Origin of the sequence: Persephonella marina EX-H1, assembly GCF_000021565.1 — a bacterium.
In the GTDB taxonomy this organism is placed as follows: domain Bacteria; phylum Aquificota; class Aquificia; order Aquificales; family Hydrogenothermaceae; genus Persephonella; species Persephonella marina.
Genome location: NC_012440.1, coordinates 1,648,047 through 1,668,001 on the forward strand (window position 1 = coordinate 1,648,047; position 19,955 = coordinate 1,668,001).

Sequence of the window (19,955 nt, forward strand, 5' to 3'; positions counted from 1 at the left end):
TTTTATTCCTATTTTGTAAAAAGATGTATAAATGGGTTTGCAAACAGTATTATCAGTGCTATAACAAGAGAGTATATAGCAACAGACTCAACAACAGCAGCACCAATGAAGAAAAGTCTTATTATGTTGTTTGCCTGTTCAGGCTGTCTTGCCACAGACTCTATGGCCTTTGTTAAAGCCTCTCCTTCACCTCTTGATGGCATCATTCCACCTATGGCTATTGTTAGACCTGCTGTGAAGATTGAGACTGCGGCAATAATTGTTAATGAATCCAATTTAACTCCCTCCTTTTAAATTTCATACCAGTCTTCTTTTATACCTGATAATTTTCTGTCTATCTCTTCAACTTTAAGTCCCGCAACTATATATGCAAGTGTTAAAACACCAAAAAGATAAGCCTGGATAATATCGCCAACTATATTAAAAAGCATCATAGGGACAGGTATCAGAACACCTGTAAGAAGTACAAGTATCGCTATGATAAGATCCCATCCAAGCATATTTCCAAAAAGCCTGAAGGTGAGAGAGAGAATCCTTCCAAACTCACCTATAACATTTAGTGGAAAGAGTATAAAAACGGGCTCAAAGAACTTTTTGAAGTAACCTATACCGTGGAATTTTACACCGTAATAGTATATAGAGAAGAATGTTATTGTTGAAAGTCCTGCAACAGCGGAAAGGTTACCTGTTGGTGTGTGAAAAGGGGGAACCATACCTATAAGGTTTGAAAATGCAACAAATATCCACATTGTTGCTATCAGACTGAAAAATGGGAATACAGGTGTCTGTGAAAAATCCTTTATCTGTTTTGCCATTGCTATAATAACAGTTTCTATAAGAACCTGTTTTGTTGATGGATGCTTTACCTTAAGATCCCTCGTCAGTATAAATGATAGAACTACAACAACAGCCATAGCAACCCATGTTGTAATAACAACATCTGTTATAACAAGATGTATCTTTATGTTACCTATGCTGATATATCCAAGATCAAGAAGTTCTTTTGTGAATACTTTTTCTACTCCCATATCATTTAAGATCAGTTAAAAGCCTTGTGAATGTCAACCTTGAAAGATAAAAACCTAGAAGGAAAAAAAGTATCCCTATCTTGAAAAAGTAAGCAACAGCAACCGCCACAACAGAAAAGGGTATAAATCTTCTGAAAAAACCTGTTGATCTTTTTTTCTTGAGGATAGCCTCCTTACTGCTTTTAAAGAGATGATTAAAGAAAAGTATCCCGCAGAGATAACCTAAGAAGAAAAGCAGAGCGTAAACTATAATTTTCATCCCTTTTTCTCTATCTCACCTGCTTTTTTTAATGCTATCTCAGAGAAAACAGGCCCTAAAAACTCATGTATCGCTGTTGCTCCTATAACAATATTTACGAGAATAAGACCAACATCTCTGAACTCAGGGTTCTGGTATGCCAGGAGAGAAAGACCTATAACAATTCCACCCTGTGGAAACAGTGAAAATGCGAGATACTTTTTAACCTTGTCTGGGGCATTAGATATATGCCCACCTATATAAACACCAGTGTACTTTCCCGCAAATCTTGTTAAAACATAAACAATAACTATAGGAAGGTACTGCAGAAGTATTTTAAGGTTTAAAAATGCAGAACCTACAACAAAAAAGGCGGTAAATATAACATCCTCTATATAGTTCTCCAGTGGAGATCTGAACTTTTCATTTTCAGTATCAACATTTACAAGGGTTATTCCTGTAGTCATCGTAGCTAAAAGCTCATCAACACCTAAACCATGTGCAAGTGAGAATGTTATAAAGAGTATCCCGACTGTTACAGTAACTACCTCCTTCCTCTCCTCAGCAAACTGACCTAAGAAGTGCATAAGGTAACCCATAATAATACCGAGTATAACAGCACCTGCGACCTGATAGACAATCTCATAGACGATGTGGGGAATACTTATCCCCTGACCTGCCACAAGCGATGTTGCAATAGCATATCCTAAAACGAAGTTCATAATACCTGTTGCATCATCTAATGCGGCGACACCTAATACTGTTGTGGTCAGAACACCTTTAGCCCTGTACTCATGTATCACTGCAAGTGTTGCTGTTGGATCGGTAGGTGATGCAAGGGCACCAAAAAGGAGTGATAAAGCTATAAGCATTTTTATATCTATACTCTGGGTGAGAAAAAAGTAAAGGAACATAGCTAATGTAACAAATAGAAATGCAAGTTCAGCCTCACCTAAGGTTATAAATGCTATGCTCTTTCCAAGAGATCTCACCTTATCCCAGGAAAGTGAGGATCCGATAAGAAAAGTTATTATAGATAGTGATGCATGGGTGATTATATTTGATTTATTGAGAAATTCCTGATCTATAATATTCAGAAGGGAAGGACTCATAATTATACCGGCTAAGATATAGCCACTTACCCTTGGAAGATTAAAAAAGTTTGCTAAATTCCCAAAAAGGTAACCTACAATAAGTATCAGACCGATCTCAAGAAGCACGCCACCATGATGTATAAAGTCCATCCCCCTCCCGGATTTTTCAAGCTATTTTCTGTAGAACTGACAGTGCCTTTTCTGCCACATTTTCAGGTGTGAAACCGAACTCTTTCATAAGAACATCTCCTGGGGCAGACTCGCCAAATCTATCAAGACCTATGATAATACTGTTATCCCCGACTATATCCTTCCATCCAAGTGCAACACCTGCTTCAACAACAACCTTAGGTATGTTTTCAGGTATCACCTCTTTTCTGTAGCTCTCATCCTGTTCAAGGAAGAGCTCCCATGACGGCATTGATACAACCCTTGATTTTACACCTTTCTGATCAAGTATCTTTTTTGCATCCAGTACAACATGAACCTCAGATCCTGTTCCTACAAGTATAAGATCTGGATTTTCACAGTCTTCAAGTATGTAAGCACCTTTTTTTACGCCTTCTTTTATCGGATATCTACTTGGATCAAGAACAGGAACGTTCTGTCTTGTTAGAACAAGCATAACAGGTTTTTTCCTCTCTAAAGCTATCTTCCACGCCTCAACGGTCTCATTTGCATCTGCAGGCCTTATAACGGTCATATTTGGCATAATTCTGAATGACATAAGGTGTTCAACTGGCTGGTGTGTAGGGCCATCCTCACCGACCCCTATACTGTCATGTGTGAATATGAATATGGAATGTATATCCATCAGTGCAGCCATTCTTATAGATGCTCTCATATAGTTTGTGAAAACAAAGAAAGTGGCGCCAAACGGTATAATACCACCGTGGAGAGCCATACCGTTAACAGCTGTTCCCATTGCATGTTCTCTTATACCAAAATGTATATTCCTTCCAGTTGGTGTCTCACAGTAAAAATCACCCTTTCCTTTCATAACAACCTTGTTTGATGGTGCGAGATCTGCAGATCCACCTATAAGATTTGGGAGCCTGTCTGCAAGAACATTTAATGTCTCTCCTGAAGCTGATCTTGTTGCTATCTTCTTTGATGTGTCTTTAAATTCCGGGAGATTCCTGTCCCACCCTTCAGGAAGCTCTCCTGATATAAATCTTTTAAACTCCTCTGCAAGATCAGGGTATGCTTTTTCATACTCCTTGAACATCTCAGACCATTCTCTTTCCCACTTCTCACCTCTCTCAATCGCCTTTCTGAAATGTTCTAAAGCCTCCTGAGGAATATAGAACTCCTTATCATCAGGAAAACCAAAGAACCTCTTTGTCTCTCTTGCTTCCTCATCTGAAAGAGGTGCTCCGTGAACCTCAGGATCGTCCTGTTTTGGAGATCCATAACCTATATGTGTTCTTATCTTTATAAGTGAAGGTCTCTCCTTCTCATCCTGCGCAGCCTTTATAGCCCCGTATATCGCATCAAGATCATTTCCATCTGATACAGTTATAACATGCCATCCGTGGGCTTTGAATCTAAGTTCTATATCCTCATTCCATGCAAGATTCGTATCTCCCTCTATTGTTATATGGTTATCGTCGTAAAGGTATATCAGTTTCCCAAGTTTCAGCCTTCCTGCAAGAGCTGCAGCCTCAGAGGATATACCTTCCATAAGATCTCCATCTGAGACAATGGCGTATGTGTAATGATCAACTATATTGAAGCCATCCCTGTTGAAATAGTTTGAAAGGTAACACTCTGCTATAGCCATACCTACACCCATACCAAATCCCTGTCCGAGAGGACCTGTTGTTGCCTCTACGCCAGGTGTAAGTCCGTATTCAGGATGTCCAGGTGTTTTACTCCCAAGCTGTCTGAACCTTTTCAGCTCATCAAGAGGAAGATCGTAACCGTAAAGGTGAAGCAGTGAGTAAAGCATTGCAGAACCGTGCCCTGCAGAAAGTATAAATCTGTCCCTGTTAAACCAGTTTGGATTTTTCGGGTTGTGTTTTAAAACCCTGTCCCACAGAACGTAAGCCATAGGAGCGGCACCGAGTGGCATTCCAGGATGTCCTGATTTCGCTTTCTGGATCTGGTCCAGCGAGAGTATTCTTATAGTGTTTACACACAGCTGGTCAATATTCTCCATCTAACCTTTCACCTCTCCACAAAAAATTTTTTGTCATACAATATTTTAAACGTTATTGTCATTTAAAAAAAATTAATTTGGTCATACAATCTCTGACCAGTTCCCACGTTTTGTTTCCTTCTTTAAAGACAGTCTGAGTATATCAAGGAACTGTTTACGGCTTATATCCTCAGCCCCAAATCTTCTAAGATGTTCTGTTGACTGCTGACAGTCTATCATATCAAAATCCCATTCTTTTAATTTCTGTACAAGATGAACGAAGGCCACCTTTGATGCGTCTGAAACCTCATGGAACATTGACTCTCCAAAGAAAACACCACCAAGAGAAACACCGTAAAGACCGCCAACAAGTCTGTTACCAAGGTATACCTCAACAGAATGGGCGTAACCAAGAGAGTGAAGTCTTATATATGCATCTATCATCTCAGGAACAAGCCATGTTCCAGTCTGGTCTTTTCTCTCAACGGTGGCGCATCTGTTTATAACCTCCTCAAATGCTGTATCAAACCTGACAGTAAAGATATTTTTCTTAAGAGTCTTTTTAAGACTTCTTGATATTCTAAGCTTTTCAGGAAATAGAACCATACGGGGATCAGGGCACCACCACAAGATAGGCTCATCCTCAGAATACCATGGGAATATACCTAAGGAGTAAGCAAACAAAAGTCTTTCAGGTGAGAGATCTCCACCAATAGCAACAGGATAATTTTTAGGGGCGTTGTATGGATCAGGAAACCATATATCCTTATCTAATCTGAAAATCATTATAAAATCTCCAAAAATCCCTTTTATTTAAAGATATGCTTTAAAAACATAGTTGCATAAGCACCTTTTGGGAGGAAAAACTGAATTCTATCACCTTTTATCTCAAGATCCTCAGCTCTTAAAAAAGTCTTCCTGTAATCCCCCTTTATTCTGAGGTCTTTAAGTATTCTCAGTATCTCCTTCAGGTCTATACCTTCCTCTTTCAGAATATCTGAGTATACTTTTATCTCATAATCTTTCATCTTTACCTTGTAACCTAATATAGGCCAGAATTTTGGTATATTTTCCATTAGATATCTGTAGTCTGTAAAAGGTATAAAAAATCCGAATGTTTTTTCGTATATCCTGTATCCTTCAAAGTTTTCAGAGAGAAATCTCATCAACGTTTTATTCCAGAGATAACTCAGATATGCATCTATATAGAAGTTCTCAAACCAGCTTAGCTTTTTCCAGCTTGTTTCAGGGGGAATACTCATTAAAACCTTCCTACCTTTTTCAAAGTTCCTCTCAAGCCTCTGTATATCAAAGTAGTTTATAAACCAGTCCTGATCTTTTATATCTCTATGTTTAAGCTTTATAGAGAACCTGTTTCCCTTAAGCTGTCCAATTTTTATCCTTTTAGTTATCTTCCCCAAAAGGTAAAGTATGAAGAATGTTTCACTGTCTTTTTTCTCTCTGAGGATATCTCCTAAAAATCTTTCAGATGATACATACTGAAAGGTCAGAGCATTTTTATCCTTAAGACCTGCATAACCCAGTCTGTATCTCCCTGCTATCTCCTTTGTGTTCATATTTCTTTTTATGAGCATATAAAGGTAGAAATTTCCAGTTTCATTTACAGGAAGTTCTGCCACCTCACTCACTATAAAATCTTCAGGTTTTTCCTTTAAATTCCAGTTAAAAACGGTTTTTTCCATAATCCTGCCAGTTTTGAAAAATATATAAAATGTAATATAATAACAAAACTGAAAAAGGTGCAGGAGGAATTTAATGAAAATACCAGCGAGGCTGGTTGAGAGAATAGTTGAGAATATAATAAAAGAACTTTCAGATAAACATTATGTAGAAGCTGAAGATAACGAAAAATTTAAAAAAGATCTTCTTGAGATAATAAATAAGGCTATAGCAGAGGAAAAAGAGATAGAGGAACAGGCGGAAAAGCTTGTTGAACAGCATATGCATCTTATAGAGTCTGAGGATATAAGATACAGAACTGCCGTTTTAAAAGTGAAGGAAAAACTTGCTGAGGAGAGAAATATACATCTTGATCCTGAAGAGAGAATGAATCAGGTTGCACACCAGATAAGAAAGTATATAGAGACAGACCCTACAATCGAGATATTTGAACATCCAAACAAGATAAGAAGAAAGGTTTTTGAGATTCTAAAACAGCTTGTTAAAGAGGAGAAGGAGATAGACAGGGAGGTCAGACAGAGAATAAAGTCCTACTCTAAAAAGATCCTTGAGGGAACACCTGAGTGGAGGATACTTTACAACAGGATATATGAGGACGCACTGAAGAGAAGGGGATTACTATAGTTTTTCTCTCAATATCTGGAGATCTTAAATGCCTGAACTAAGGTACAACAGACTGAATGATACATGGGTAATAATATCAAAAGAAAGGGCAAAAAGACCACATGATTACCCTTTAATCTGGGAAGATAAAAAAAAAGTAGATAAAAAGAGCTGTCCATTTGAACCTGGACATGAGCATCTCACACCTCCAGAGGTATTTGCGATAAGAGATCCGGGAACAAAACCAGATCAGCCTGGATGGAAGGTCAGGATAATCCCAAACAAATTTCCAGCATTAAAACCCTCTGAGCCTTTTTTCAGAACATCTGAGGCTATCCATGATCTTATGGGTGGTTACGGATTTCATGAGGTTATTATTGACACACCTGACCACGAAAAGCATATAAACGATTTTTCCGTTGAGGATCTTGTTCTGATGTTCACAGCATACAGGGAAAGGATGAGGCAGATATACAGTGAGAGGAATATATATTATGTACAGATATTTAAGAATCACGGTAAGGAGGCCGGCAAAAGTCTCTACCACTCACACTCCCAGCTTATAGCACTTCCAAGAATACCAAAAAGGGTTGAGACACAGATAAAACAGTGCAGACATTACTACAGGGAGAAGGAGAGATGTCTCCTGTGTGATGAGGTAAGCTTTGAACTTAGAGAGGGTGTTAGGGTTGTTCATGATAATGATCATTTTATTGTATACACACCTTTTGCATCTGCATTTCCCTTTGAGCTGAAGATAGTTCCAAAGATACATTCTGATGATTTTCCATCAATTGATGATGATATGATATTCTCACTTTCTGAGGCTGTAAGAGTGGCTGTAAGGAAGCTTGACAGACTTTTAAAAAACCCACCTTTCAATATGATGCTTCATACATCACCTCCGAGAAGAGATCTTCCCTACGATCCTGACTACTTTTACCAGATGGACAGACTTTTTCACTGGTATGTTGAGATATTTCCAAGAATGGCCATACATGCAGGTTTTGAACTTGGGACGGAGTTTTTTATAAACCCAACACCACCTGAGGATGCAGCGAAGTATTTAAGGGAGATAAATATAGATTAAAGGAGAGGTTATGAGAGAGAAGATACTTGATATGCTTGAGCTTCAGGACAGACTTAACAGGAAGATAAATGAGAACTGGAGAGATATTAGATCAAAGGAGGATTTTGCGAGGGCTACATGGATAGAGTGTGCGGAGCTTGTCGACAGTCTCCCATGGAAATGGTGGAAAAAACAGGAAGCTGATATGGATAATGTTAAGATTGAGGTTGTTGATATATGGCATTTTATAATGTCTTATATACTTATGGATTATGAAAAGCCTGAGGAGGCTGTAAAAAGTTTTCCTGTGGATATGTTCATAAAAGGGGTAAAAGAGGACTTCCACAATATAGATATACCTGGAGAGTATATAAACCATTATCTTGGGGAAACAGATACTTACAGAAAGATAATCTTTCTCGCCGAAAGGGTTGCTGAAGGATTTTTGAAGGAGAATCTGAATGAAGGTGTGTTTTTCTTTGGTCTCCTTGTGAAAAACACTATCTCATTTGATGAGCTCTACCTTCTTTACACAGGTAAAAACATTCTGAATCATATAAGGCAGGAGAAAGGGTACAACAAAGGAGAGTACAGAAAGCTTATTAACGGTCTTGAGGATAACCAGTATCTGTTTAAAATAGTAAAAGAGGTAAATGATAAGGACCAGCTTGAAGAGAGGATAAGAGAAGCTTTTGAACATTTACACAGATAATTAATGGAGGGAAAAGATGGATCCTACAGGTGGACTAATTATAAGTCAGATATTCTGGCTTATATTTATATTTTTGCTGATACTCCCCATGATAAAGGCCCAGACATTAGAGTGGAGCAGGGAAAGGCTTATAAAGGCTATAGAAACAAGAAGGAAATCAAGAGTTATCACTATGATACACAGACAGGAGACAAGATCTCTCCTCGGCTTTTTTATGATGAGATTTATAACTATAGAGGACTCTGAGCAGGTTTTAAGGGCTATAAGAATGACACCTAACAATATGCCTATTGATTTTATAATACATACTCCCGGTGGTCTTGCACTTGCCGCAACACAGATAGCACAGGCTCTTGTTGATCATAAAGCACCTGTAAGGGTTATAATACCCCATTATGCAATGTCTGGAGGAACACTTATAGCTCTTGCTGCTGATGAGATAATAATGGACGAACATGCTGTTTTAGGTCCTGTAGATCCTCAGCTCGGTCAGGAGCCTGCCGCATCAATAGTAAATATTGAAAAACTTAAAGAACCGAAGGATATAGATGATGAAACTCTGATAAAGATAGATATAAGTAAGAAAGCCTTAAAACAGATGTATGAGAATGTTAAAGGTATTCTTTTGAAGAAAGGGTATGATGAGGAAACAGCCTCAAAGATAGCTGAAGAGCTGTCACAGGGAAGATGGACACATGATTACCCGCTAACTGTTGAGTATCTAAAGAATTTAGGTCTCAAGATATCAACTGATGTTCCAGAAGAGGTTTATGCACTTATGGATCTGTATCCACAGCCTGCCGGAACACCTGCGGTTCAGTATATACCGGTTCCCTATCAGAGACCGGGAAACAGTCAGCCTACAGGGAGTGGTAGAAGTTAATGGGAAGGTGGAAAAGACAGTGGACTGTCTTAAAGATAAGGGATATATTCATAACAGGACTTTTTGTATTCATACCTATAGCGATAACAGTATGGCTTGTAATATGGCTTTTAACATTTGTTAACAGTCTTATCCTCCCATATATAAGATATATCATACCTATACCGAATATCCCGGGTGTTGGGATACTTCTTACGCTTATTCTTATATTTGTGACAGGTCTTATAGCTCAGAACTATTTTGGTAAGAAAGTTATAGATTACTGGGATCGTATCATAAACCGTATTCCACTTGTGAGATCCGTTTATTACTCTATAAAACAGATGATGGAAAACCTTTTTAACAGTAAAGGAAAGTTCTCAAAAACCGTTCTTGTTGATTTTCCAAGGAAAGGTATGCTCTCAATAGGCTTTGTTGCAAATGAGGTTGAACTGAATGGTGAGGAGTACTATCTCGTTTATGTTCCAACAGCACCAAACCCAACTTCAGGTTACACACTATTTGTTAAAAAAAGTGAGACGATCCATACAGACCTGTCTGTTGAGGAAGCTACAAGGATAATTCTGTCAGGAGGTCTTGTTACGAAGGACAGCGTCAGATTTCTGTTAAAGGATGGGGAGAAAAACCGTGCTTCTTCCGATATATAGACAGTGTGTTAATAAGAAGTGATACAACAGTCATAGGTCCAACACCACCAGGAACAGGGGTTATAGCAGATACCTTATCCTTCACATTATCAAAATCAACATCTCCCACTATCTTTCCATCTTCAAGTCTGTTTATCCCAACATCAATAACAACTGAGTTTTCCTTTACCATATCATCTGTTATCAGCTTAGGTTTTCCGACAGCAACAACAAGAATATCAGCTTTCTGTGTATGATCTTTAAGATTTTTTGTATTTTTGTGGCATACTGTAACTGTTGCTTCTTCATTTTTAAGAAATAGAAGTGACATAGGCTTTCCAACAATGTTACTTGCACCTACAACAACAACATCTTTTTTGAATGTTTCTATCCTGTAATGTTTAAGCATTATCCATATCCCAAGAGGAGTACATGGGATTATACCGTCATCTTTACCTGTGGCAAGTTTTCCCATATTGAGTGGGTGAAAACCATCAACATCTTTTTCAGGGTTTATGGCCTCTATAACCCTCTGCGTGTTTATATGTGATGGTAAAGGAAGCTGAACAAGTATCCCATCAACATCATCATCACCATTTAACTTCCCTATAAGTTCTAAAAGCTCAACCTCTGTTGTACTTTCAGGGAGGTTAAATGAGAGAGAGCTTATACCTACATACTCACAGGATTCCTTCTTTCTTCTTACATACACCTTACTTGCAGGGTCTGAACCTACAAGTATTACAGCAAGTGCAGGCTTTCTAAGACCTTTAGAGATGTAACTCTCAACCTCAAGTTTTAGCTCTTTTTTTATCGTTTCGGATAGTTCTTTTCCATTCAGTATTAACGGCATTCTATACCTCTATATAAAGAATTTTTCTTTCAGTTTTTCCGATTCGTTCTCTGTAAGTATCTTTGTTATCTGGGCAATAAACATACCATCTTCTGATTTCAGTTTGAATTTGTAGACAGGGGTTCTGTTAAGACTTCCTATAAACTGGCTGTTTTTAAGATCAAACTGATCTTTCTCCTTTAAACTTTCTGTTGTTATCTTCTTTTCCAGTACAAAAAGTTCCAGATTAACTGTGAGATTTTTTTTCAATACTGCCTCTAAAACTGTCTTTAGGTATATATATTATAAATGAAAAAAGGGGGCTTTAAAGCCCCCTCTGATTTATGCCCCTTCAGGCCTTTTAACATCGTACAGAATATCATCTGTTGGGTGTCTGTATAGAGGCATATCAAGTCTTTTCTCATCAAGGTAGTGGCCGATAAACCCTATAGTTCTACCTAAAACGAAGAAAGCGTTAAACGCTCCAGCATTTATGAGCTCATCTATCTGTTCATCAGAGTAACCTAAAGCTCTAAACATATCAACAAGGAGAACACCTATCGTTCCGTCAACGTTAAGTATCAGGTTTTCTTTCTTTGATGTTGTAACCTTCTCAACCTCAAGTGCGTAATCTAAAAGCTCAGTGCTTGGGAAGTTCTCTTTTGCAAAGTTCTTTAAAAGCTCAACCCTTTTATCTGGGTTTTTAGTTGATTTAATTCTGTGTCCGATACCCGGTATAGGTATCTTCTCAACCTTTTTCATATAATCAACAAAATCAACAGGATCCATTCCCTTCTCTTTAGCCATTTTGAAGTATTTTGCTGCTCCGTCAATAGCCCCACCAAATCTTGGACCTATTGTTAGTATACCTGTAACTATTGATGACATAAGATCCTTTCCGGCTCTCGCTGTCACCTTTGTATTGTGAGCACCTGAAACTGCAGGTCCGTGATCTGCAACAACCTTTATTACCATATCAAGGAATTTAGAAGCCCAGTCAGGGAACTTCTGTTTGAACCAGAGGAGACCTATAACATCGGCTATAGAGTAATTCTTCTCAACAACCTCTGATATAGGAACACCGCAGTATGTAGCCTCTTCACCTCTATCATCTGAGATTGTACATATGAAGTTAGTAGGTCTTCTTACCTTTCCAGCTTTTACAGCTTTAGCATAATCTTCTGGAACTGGAGGAACTTCTGGCTCAGGTATATCTGCTATCTCACCTTTTGAGTGTAACTCTTCATAAACGCCGTTTATAAGCTCAGGGAGATCGTTAAAAGATTTTGGAACATAGGCTCCAGCCTCTCTTAAAGCTTCATTTTTAGCATCAGCTGTTTCTCTTTCAGCACCGGCTTTTGCACCTGCGTGTCCGAACTGAACCTCACCACCAAAGTATTTAGATATTGTTCCGATACACCACGCTATAACTGGTTTTGTTATCCTTCCATCTTTTATAGCCTCAGCAACTCTGTACTCAAGCTCTCCACCAACCTCACCGAGAAGAACCATCATCTTAACCTGAGGGTTTTTCTCAAATCTGAGCATATGGTCAAGGAAGTCCGTTCCCGGATATCTGTCACCACCTATAGCTATACCTTCAGCTATACCGTTAGCATTTCTTGCTATAACATTTGAAAGCTCGTTGAAAAGACCACCTGATCTTGTTACGAGACCAACTGAGCCCGGTCTGTGGAGCTTTGAGTTTACTATATTTTCAATTGTTCCACCTGTGTTTGCTATTCTGAAAGCACCTGGAGCTATACCACCAACAGTAGCCGGACCTATTATCCATTTCCCAAGCTCCTTAGCCTTAATTCTCATAATTCTTGCAAATCTCTCAGGTATACCTTCAGCTGTTATAGCTATTGTTCTTATTGTAGGTATGTCTAAAGCTTCCATTGTTACATCATATGCTGTTCTGAAAGAGGCAAAATTAAGGAGAACGTCAGCCTCAGGGAAATCTTCAGCAGCCTCAGGAGTTGATTTATAGATAGGGATCATTATCTCCTGTGTTCCGTAGAAGAATTTATCAAATTTTCTTGATTGTGTTGGTGCAACAATAGCTACTATAGATGGATCTCTTCCGACTACATAATCGTAGTCAAGCATTCTCTGGATAGCATTTCTGTTCAAGTTCCAGAATATAGCTTTTGTGTTTCTGTCAAAAAGTAAGTAGTCAGGCTTGCTCATTTATTAAACCTCCTTATTGTGTTTTAAATTTATGCAGCTATCTCTTCTGCTTCTTTTATTGCTTTTCTAACAATCTCAGTCATATGAGTTTCAGGTCCGTAAACCTCAATAGGAAGACCTAACTCTTCTGCAGCTTCTTTTATTCTCTTAAGACCTACCTCGTAGTTTGGACCACCTCTTCTAACGTATATTCTCACTCCTATCTCTCTCAGTTTGTCCGCGTACTCTTTCATAGCATCTATAATTCCGTCAAATGTTTTAGCTACGTCTGTGAAGTTAGCTATAGCACCACCGATTATGAGAATCTTGTGTCCTTTTGGGTGTTTTGATCTTGTCATAAGATCAAATACTGTTTTAACATACTCCCTTGTCTCAGCCCTTGATGGGTTACCTGAGTACTCACCGTAGTTTGCAAGTTCCTTAACATATCCAAGATCAGCAACTGTGTCAGCATAAACAACAGATGCACCACCACCTGCAACAAGTGTCCAGATTCTACCTTCTGGATTCAGAATTGTGAGTTTTAAAGATGCACCAGATTTCTCGTCCATCTCTTTGATATACTTCTCTTCAGGTGTAAGATCCCTTCCAAATCCTGCGGGAAACTCAAGATCTCCCCATTTTCTTCCTGCAACAAACTGTGCGGTATCATCAACCCTTCCAACAAAGTCAAGGGGGTATATTTTGCTGTCAACCATCACAAGCGGGTTGATCTCAAGGTATGTGAAGTGTAGATCTCTGAAAAGCTTGTAAAGTCTGAAAACGAAATCTGCATACTTCTCTCTATCTTTTATATCTGCTGGAACATTCTCTTCAATAAGTTTTTTTATTTCCTCATCAGATGCTGTAACAGGTATCTTAACCTCAACAACCTTGTCCCAGTTTTCTTCTACTTCTATTCCACCGAATGCTGACATATAGATAATATCTTCATCCTCACCTGTTGTTATAGCAACGTAGTACTCTTCCTCAGGTTTGTGTGGAACGAAAGGTTCTACAAGGAAGTGTGTTAGATGTCCTTTTACTCCATTTATCTCGATCTCTTCAGACATCTTCTGTTTTATCCACTCTTTAACATCCTCCCATGTAACATCGCCTGGTTTTTCCTTTTTGAAAAATATAAGACCTAACTTACCCCTTTTACCAAAAAGCATATCAGGTTTTGCTACGAGGGGCATTTCTTTAACCCATGGATGTTCTTCAGGAACTTTATCCAGATCTGTATCCGGTGTTATAAGGACGGATTTAAAATCGTACTGGAATGCACCGTCAAAATACTCATCCCAGTTCTGGGCTAAGATCCTTTTTCCATCGTACTCCCTAATACCTCGTTGAGCCATTTATATCCTCCTTTTACTGAGATTTAAATTGTAGTAACAACGTAATAGGGGCGTCCCCCCACAGAGAGAGAAACGCCCCTTTTGTAAAGTAAACTTATCTGTATGTTTTCTTTATTACTGTAGCAGAGCATCTATTATCCTGTTGAATGTTTCACTAGGTCTCATAGCTTTTTCAGCCTTTTCATCATCTGGATGGTACCATCCGCCTATATCTGTTGGTTTTCCTTCAGAAGCAGCGATCTCGGAGAGTATCTTCTCTTCATTTTCCTTGAGATCTGCGTACACCTTGCTGAACTTCTCGGCAAGCTCCTTATCCTCATTCTGAGTAGCAAGAGCCTCAGCCCAGTAAAGTGCAAGGTAGAAGTGGGAACCTCTTGTGTCAAGCTGACCAACCTTTCTCTTTGGAGTTTTATCGTTATCAAGGTATTTTGCTATAGCTTTTGAAAGTGCATCAGCTATCACCAGTATTCTTGGGTTGTCCTTCTCATGGAGTGTTTTCAGCTGTTTGTAAGCAAGTCTTAAAGATTCATCAAAGGCTAAGAACTCACCTAATGAATCCCATCTGAGATGACCTTCTTTTATGAACTGCTCAACATGTTTTGGAGCAGATCCACCAGCACCTGTCTCAAAAACACCACCACCTGCTATAAGTGGAACTATAGAGAGTGATCTTGCAGATGTTCCAACCTCTATGATTGGGAAGAGGTCTGTAAGATAGTCCCTTAAAACGTTTCCTGTAACAGCGATTGTGTTCTCACCATTTCTGAATCTTGCAAGTGTAAACTTCATAGCATCAGCTGGAGCTTTTATGTACCAGTCAACATCAGAAAGATCGTATTTTGGAAGCTCCTCTTTAACTTTCTCTATAAGATTTCTGTCGTGTGCTCTGTACTCATCAAGCCAGAAAACGATTGGATATCCGCTTTCCTTAGCCCTGTTTACAGCTAGCTTTATCCAGTCTCTTATAGCTATATCTTTTGTTATACAAGATCTGTAAATATCTCCTTCATTTACACAGTGTTCCATAAGAACATTTCCATCTTCATCAACAACTTTCATCTTACCATCAGCTGGTGGGAAGAATGTTTTGTCGTGAGAGCCGTACTCCTCAGCCTTCATTGCCATAAGACCAACGTTCTGAACGGTTCCTATTTTAGTCGGGTCAAACTGGCCTCTGGCTTTTATATCTTCAATGATCTCCTTATACATTGTTGCGTATGATCTGTCTGGGATACAGAGAACTGTGTCATCTGTTTCTCCGTCAGGGCCCCATCCCTGAAGGCCGTTTTTAATAACTGCAGGAACTGAAGCATCAATGATTACATCGTTTGGCATATGGAGGTTTGTGATTCCTTTGTCAGAATCAACCATGTACATTCTTGGTCTTTCTTTGTAGATCTCTTCTATAGTTTTCTTTATTGCGTTTTTCTCTTCCTCTGGTAAAGACTCAATTCTGTTTTCAAGCTCCTGCATTCCAAACTCTGGTTTCCATCCTAACTTTTCTATAGCATCAGCATGTCTTTCAAAAAGTTTTGAGTAGTAAACTCTTATAGCGTCACCAAATATTACTGGGTCAGAAACCCTCATCATAGTAGCCTTAACGTGGAGAGAGAAGAGGATATCATCTTCTTTAGCTCTATCTATAACCTCAGCAAAGTACTCTCTGAGTTTCTTTCTGTTCATGTATGTTGCATCAACAACATCACCTTTTCCTACCTCAACCTCTTTAAGAACTGTCTGGTTTCCATTTTTGTCTTCAAACACATACTTTATCTTTGTATCCTTCTCTATGATCACAGACTTTTCATGCTGGTAGAAGTCACCTTCTTTCATGTGTGCAACGTGAGACTTAGAGTGAGGTGATACCTCCTTGAGTCTGTGAGGATGCTTCTTAGCGTACTCTTTAACAACGGCAGCAAGTCTTCTGTCTGAGTTACCCTGTCTTAAAACTGGGTTAACAACAGATCCTACACATCTATCGTATCTCTCCTTTATCTTTTTCTCTTCCTCAGTCTGTGGGTTTTCAGGGTAATCTGGAAGAGGGTATCCCTGCTCCTGAAGCTCTTTTATAGCTTCCTTAAGCTGTGGAACTGAAGCTGAGATGTTCGGGAGTTTCATTATGTTTGCTTCTGGTTTCCACACAAGCTCTCCCATGTAGGCAAGCTCATCAGGAATTCTTTTGTCTTCTGGAAGAATATCAGGAAACTGGGCGATTATTCTTCCTGCGAGGGAGATATCTCTTAACTCAATATTGATGTCTGCATCTTTTGTGAAGGCCCTCATAATTGGAAGAAGTGAGTATGTAGCAAGGGCTGGAGCCTCATCAATTTTCGTCCATACGATAGTAGCTTTTGCCATACTTTTAATCCTCCTTGGTTTATTTGGTTTTTTTTAATATTATACACAAAAAAATATAACACTGTTTGATTTTTTTGTTCAAGTTGAACATTAATATCATACTATTAATTTTTGCGTTGTAAAAATATAACCTCTGTTTGATAGATAAATTTTATCTTTGATATACCTGAGGATTAACCATATAATATATACTTAACTTTTTAAACAAAGATACAGGAGGATACGTTTATGGGTATGACTTTAACAGAAAAAATACTGGCAGAGCATGCTGGAAGAGACTTTGTAGAACCAGGTGAACTTGTAACTGTGAAGGTTGATCTTGCAATCGCAAATGATATAACAGCTCCCCTTGCAATAAAACAGCTTGAAAAATACGGGATAGACAGAGTTCACGATCCTGAAAAGATAGCACTTGTTATGGATCATTTCTTCCCACCTAAGGATATACTCTCTGCACAGCAGATAAAGATATCAAGGGATTTTGCAAAAAAGATGGGAATAAAAAACTATTTTGAAGGCCAGGACAGCGGTGTTATGCATACGATATTACCTGAAAAAGGATTCATCGTTCCCGGTGATCTTGTGATGGGTGCAGACTCACACACATGTACCTACGGAGCTTTGGGAGCTTTCTCAACAGGTGTTGGATCTACAGATATAGCATACATATTTGCTACAGGGGAGACATGGCTGAAGGTTCCTGAGACAATGAAGTTCACATTTTATGGAAAACCTCAAAGATGGGTTGGTGGAAAGGATTTTGTTCTTACAGTTATAGGTGAGATAGGTGTTGATGGTGCTTTATACAGAGCTATGGAGTACCACGGAGAGGCTATTCAGGCACTTGATGTGGAAAACAGACTTACGATAGCTAATATGGCTATTGAGGCTGGTGGTAAGAATGCTATTATGGAGGCTGATGAGAAGGTTTTAGAATGGCTTAAAGACAAAACAGACAGACCTTTAAGAATGCTGAAGGCTGATCCTGATGCAAAATACTGCTGTGAGTATGAGTTTGATGCATCAAAGATTGAGCCTGTTGTTGCAGCTCCAAACCTTCCATCAAATGTCAAACCTGTAACTGAGGTTGCTGGAAAGCCTATAAATCAGGTATTTATAGGATCGTGTACAAATGGAAGGATGTCAGATCTCAGAATTGCGGCTCACATACTGAAAGGAAGAAAGGTTCATCCCGATGTAAGATGTATCGTTATACCTGCCTCAGACAGAATATACAAACAGGCTTTACATGAGGGCATACTTGAGATACTTGCAGATGCAGGCTGTCTCATTAGCACATCAACATGTGGTCCATGTTTAGGCGGACATATGGGAATACTCGCAGAAGGTGAGGTATGCGTATCAACATCCAACAGAAACTTTACAGGAAGAATGGGCCATCCAAACAGTGAGGTATACCTTGCAGGTCCAGCAGTGGCTGCAGCTTCAGCTGTACTTGGAAGAATAGCACATCCTGATGAGGTTGTCGGGACAAAGGCTGAAGCTGTAGTTTAAAAATAAAGGAGGTAGTTTGATATGGCTTTTTGGGATGCTGTTGTCAGGGTTTTAATTGGGATAATTCTTATCTTCCTCGGTATTGAGAAAGGTGGTGCATGGGTGATAGGTGAGGTTGTTGGTTTTGTTCTTATACTCACAGCTATCACAACATTCTGCCCACTTTACACACTTGCAGGTGTGAGTTCTAAAGGAGAAGACCTGAAAGAAGCTTGAAGGGAAAAAGAACACTCGCTTTAGATGTTGGAACTAAAAGAATAGGGGTCGCTTACAGCGATCCCCTTGGTATATCAACAAATCCACTTCCATATATAGATAATGATGAGCATGCCTTTGAGAAGATAAGGGATGTTGTGAGAGAGTACGATATAGGAACTGTTGTTATAGGGCTACCTTTAACACTTAAAGGTAAAGAGGGAACACAGGCTAAGCTGACCAAAGAGTTTGCACAGAAGCTGAAAGGCTATCTACCTGAGGATGTTGAGATAGAGTTTGTTGATGAGAGGTTCACAACATCGCTTGCTGAGAAACAGCTTAAAGAGACAGGTAAAAGATCAAAAAAGAGGGAAAAGATAGACAGTCTCTCTGCTGTTTATATACTTAAAACATACCTTGAAAAGAAGCAGTACATGAATGGTTAGGTTACTGAAGTATACCTTTTTCTTCATATCCACAGCTCTCTTTTTAGCTTTATTAATGTATATCTACATAATCATTCCACATCCTGTTGGGAAGGAAAAAACGGTCTTCATACAGAAGGGAAAGTCATTAAAGGAGATATCTTCCATACTTGAGAAAGAAGGGATTATTAAGGACGGAAATATTTTTTTAATATACAGCCTTTTAAGGAATAAGCCTTTAAAGGCCGGTTACTACAGGTTTAAAGGAGCTTACTCAGTTAAAGATGTGTGGGATATACTCTATGAGGGAAGGGAGCAGATATACCCATTTACTATAATCCCTGGAGAAGATCTTTTTGATATAGCTGAAAAACTTGAGAGTGAAGGTTTTGTGAAAAAAAGGGAATTTCTGGATTATGTCTTAAATAGAAAGAATGTGGAAAAGTCTGGTCTTAAAGGCATATCATTTGAGGGTTACTTCCCACCGGAAACCTATTTTCTCAGTAAAAACTCTGATGTAGAGTATATCGTTAAAGCATTCTTGAAGGAGTTTAAGAAAAAATATCTTCCTTTTAAGGAACAGTTTGAGAAAAAGGGGATAGCATTTTACAAAGGTATGATAATAGCTTCTATGGTTGAGAAGGAAAGCCCTGTTGATGAAGAAAAGCCTGTTATTGCCGGAATAATAATAAAAAGGCTTAAGAAAAATATGCCCCTACAGATAGACCCTACCGTTATATACAGTCTAAAACTTGAAGGGAGATGGGATGGAAAGCTCGGTGGTGATATTATGAGATTTGATTCGCCTTATAACACTTACATAAATAAGGGACTTCCACCAACTCCTATATCATCTTTCAGTCTTGAGAGTCTGAAAGCTGTTTTAAACTACAGAGAGACAGATTACCTTTACTACTTCTCACCTGACGGAAAGAGACACATTTTTTCTAAAACGTACAGAGAACACCTTAGAAAGCTGAAAAAATACAGATGATTTATGATA

Annotated in this window: 21 protein-coding genes; 9 read left to right on the plus strand and 12 right to left on the minus strand. The window is 38.7% G+C overall.

Annotated features, from left to right (window positions below; genetic code table 11):
- Positions 1-8 precede the first annotated feature (8 nt).
- From atpE to truD, 7 genes are all read right to left on the minus strand, one after another.
- Positions 9-275: an ATP synthase F0 subunit C gene (atpE, locus tag PERMA_RS08430; protein ID WP_015898860.1), complete on the minus strand. Its 267-nt coding sequence runs from the start codon at positions 273-275 to the stop codon at positions 9-11.
- A 15-nt stretch (positions 276-290) separates the two neighbouring features.
- On the minus strand, positions 291-1,028 hold the full coding sequence (locus PERMA_RS08435) for a F0F1 ATP synthase subunit A (protein WP_012676427.1): 738 nt from the start codon (positions 1,026-1,028) through the stop codon (positions 291-293).
- Position 1,029: 1 nt separating this feature from the next.
- Entirely contained in the window at positions 1,030-1,287 is a 258-nt protein-coding gene (locus PERMA_RS08440; RefSeq protein ID WP_012675592.1) for an ATP synthase subunit I, read from the minus strand.
- Positions 1,284-2,510, minus strand: coding sequence for a cation:proton antiporter domain-containing protein (locus PERMA_RS08445; protein ID WP_012675501.1), 1,227 nt, complete (start codon positions 2,508-2,510; stop codon positions 1,284-1,286). Before PERMA_RS08445 ends, PERMA_RS08440 begins: the two co-directional genes overlap by 4 nt.
- Positions 2,511-2,526: 16 nt before the next feature.
- Positions 2,527-4,521 carry a transketolase gene (tkt, locus tag PERMA_RS08450; RefSeq protein WP_012676169.1) on the minus strand — a complete coding sequence of 665 codons (1,995 nt, stop codon included), beginning with the start codon at positions 4,519-4,521 and terminating at the stop codon, positions 2,527-2,529.
- An 81-nt stretch (positions 4,522-4,602) separates the two neighbouring features.
- Positions 4,603-5,286, minus strand: a complete 684-nt coding sequence (gene aat, locus PERMA_RS08455) for a leucyl/phenylalanyl-tRNA--protein transferase (RefSeq protein ID WP_012676692.1) — start codon at positions 5,284-5,286, stop codon at positions 4,603-4,605.
- Between the two features lie 23 nt (positions 5,287-5,309).
- On the minus strand, positions 5,310-6,203 hold the full coding sequence (gene truD / locus PERMA_RS08460; RefSeq protein ID WP_012676329.1) for a tRNA pseudouridine(13) synthase TruD: 894 nt from the start codon (positions 6,201-6,203) through the stop codon (positions 5,310-5,312).
- 73 nt (positions 6,204-6,276) lie between these two features.
- Between truD and PERMA_RS08465 the strand changes: the two genes are divergently transcribed.
- Genes PERMA_RS08465 through PERMA_RS08485 form a run of 5 tightly spaced genes read left to right on the plus strand, consistent with a single transcriptional unit; the run spans position 6,277 to position 10,115 of the window.
- Entirely contained in the window at positions 6,277-6,825 is a 549-nt protein-coding gene (locus PERMA_RS08465) for a DUF507 family protein (protein ID WP_012675941.1), read from the plus strand.
- 28 nt (positions 6,826-6,853) lie between these two features.
- Positions 6,854-7,894 carry a galactose-1-phosphate uridylyltransferase gene (gene galT, locus PERMA_RS08470; RefSeq protein ID WP_012676546.1) on the plus strand — a complete coding sequence of 347 codons (1,041 nt, stop codon included), beginning with the start codon at positions 6,854-6,856 and terminating at the stop codon, positions 7,892-7,894.
- Between the two features lie 10 nt (positions 7,895-7,904).
- Positions 7,905-8,585, plus strand: coding sequence for a dUTP diphosphatase (locus PERMA_RS08475; protein ID WP_012675457.1), 681 nt, complete (start codon positions 7,905-7,907; stop codon positions 8,583-8,585).
- A 16-nt stretch (positions 8,586-8,601) separates the two neighbouring features.
- Entirely contained in the window at positions 8,602-9,468 is an 867-nt protein-coding gene (locus PERMA_RS08480) for an SDH family Clp fold serine proteinase (RefSeq protein ID WP_012676578.1), read from the plus strand.
- A complete protein-coding gene (locus PERMA_RS08485; protein WP_049756071.1) occupies positions 9,468-10,115 on the plus strand; it encodes a DUF502 domain-containing protein in 648 nt (215 codons plus the stop codon). Before PERMA_RS08480 ends, PERMA_RS08485 begins: the two co-directional genes overlap by 1 nt.
- Here the strand turns inward: PERMA_RS08485 and folD are convergent.
- From folD to PERMA_RS08510, 5 genes are all read right to left on the minus strand, one after another.
- The gene (gene folD, locus PERMA_RS08490) at positions 10,063-10,947 is read right to left on the minus strand and encodes a bifunctional methylenetetrahydrofolate dehydrogenase/methenyltetrahydrofolate cyclohydrolase FolD (protein ID WP_012676915.1); all 885 of its coding nucleotides are present in this window, start codon (positions 10,945-10,947) and stop codon (positions 10,063-10,065) included. The genes PERMA_RS08485 and folD overlap by 53 nt on opposite strands.
- Positions 10,948-10,956: 9 nt before the next feature.
- Complete coding sequence (locus tag PERMA_RS08495; protein WP_012676402.1) at positions 10,957-11,196, minus strand: hypothetical protein; 240 nt, start codon at positions 11,194-11,196, stop codon at positions 10,957-10,959.
- A gap of 72 nt (positions 11,197-11,268) precedes the next feature.
- On the minus strand, positions 11,269-13,119 hold the full coding sequence (locus PERMA_RS08500) for a citrate/2-methylcitrate synthase (protein ID WP_012676740.1): 1,851 nt from the start codon (positions 13,117-13,119) through the stop codon (positions 11,269-11,271).
- 29 nt (positions 13,120-13,148) lie between these two features.
- Positions 13,149-14,459, minus strand: a complete 1,311-nt coding sequence (locus tag PERMA_RS08505; protein WP_012676068.1) for an ATP citrate lyase citrate-binding domain-containing protein — start codon at positions 14,457-14,459, stop codon at positions 13,149-13,151.
- Positions 14,460-14,573: 114 nt separating this feature from the next.
- Positions 14,574-16,817: an NADP-dependent isocitrate dehydrogenase gene (locus tag PERMA_RS08510; protein ID WP_012676672.1), complete on the minus strand. Its 2,244-nt coding sequence runs from the start codon at positions 16,815-16,817 to the stop codon at positions 14,574-14,576.
- A gap of 228 nt (positions 16,818-17,045) precedes the next feature.
- Here PERMA_RS08510 and leuC point away from each other — a divergent pair, with 228 nt between their 5' ends.
- The 4 genes from leuC to mltG are packed head-to-tail and all read left to right on the plus strand — an operon-like array spanning position 17,046 to position 19,946.
- Complete coding sequence (leuC, locus tag PERMA_RS08515; RefSeq protein ID WP_012675775.1) at positions 17,046-18,332, plus strand: 3-isopropylmalate dehydratase large subunit; 1,287 nt, start codon at positions 17,046-17,048, stop codon at positions 18,330-18,332.
- Between the two features lie 21 nt (positions 18,333-18,353).
- Positions 18,354-18,548 (plus strand): YgaP family membrane protein, encoded by a 195-nt coding sequence (locus PERMA_RS08520; RefSeq protein WP_012676197.1) that lies wholly within the window; start codon positions 18,354-18,356, stop codon positions 18,546-18,548.
- Entirely contained in the window at positions 18,545-18,973 is a 429-nt protein-coding gene (gene ruvX / locus PERMA_RS08525; protein WP_012675569.1) for a Holliday junction resolvase RuvX, read from the plus strand. Before PERMA_RS08520 ends, ruvX begins: the two co-directional genes overlap by 4 nt.
- A complete protein-coding gene (gene mltG / locus PERMA_RS08530) occupies positions 18,966-19,946 on the plus strand; it encodes an endolytic transglycosylase MltG (RefSeq protein ID WP_012676145.1) in 981 nt (326 codons plus the stop codon). Before ruvX ends, mltG begins: the two co-directional genes overlap by 8 nt.
- Positions 19,947-19,955 lie beyond the last annotated feature (9 nt).